This window comes from Chryseobacterium sp. VD8 (genome assembly GCF_037149975.1).
GTDB lineage: Bacteria > Bacteroidota > Bacteroidia > Flavobacteriales > Weeksellaceae > Chryseobacterium > Chryseobacterium indicum.
In genome coordinates this window covers 1-255 of record NZ_JBBCQL010000481.1, presented here as the reverse complement: position 1 = coordinate 255, position 255 = coordinate 1, and the positions used below count along the sequence as shown (strand labels likewise).

General features: G+C 25.5%; 1 protein-coding gene. It reads right to left on the bottom strand.

Annotated features, from left to right (window positions below):
* A partial coding sequence (locus WFK35_RS23115; RefSeq protein ID WP_336735007.1) for a hypothetical protein occupies positions 1-255 on the bottom strand: 255 nt, incomplete at both ends.

Here is a 255-nt window from a genome sequence, read left to right as displayed (position 1 = left end):
ATCTTCAAATCATTATTCTTTTTATGAGAATAAAATTTCTTTCCTTTTAAAATTTGCCCAATAATAAATTCATCTTTCCCTAAATAAGTTGAAACAACAATAACATCTTTTTCTTTTACACTCTTTTCCAGAGAAAACCAACGATCTATAAACAAAGTCTTTGGAAGTTTAATTTTTGCTGAATTTAGTATTGATTCCCATTTTATTTTTTCATCTTTTTGGTCTACAAGAATACCAATTTGACACTTATCAAAC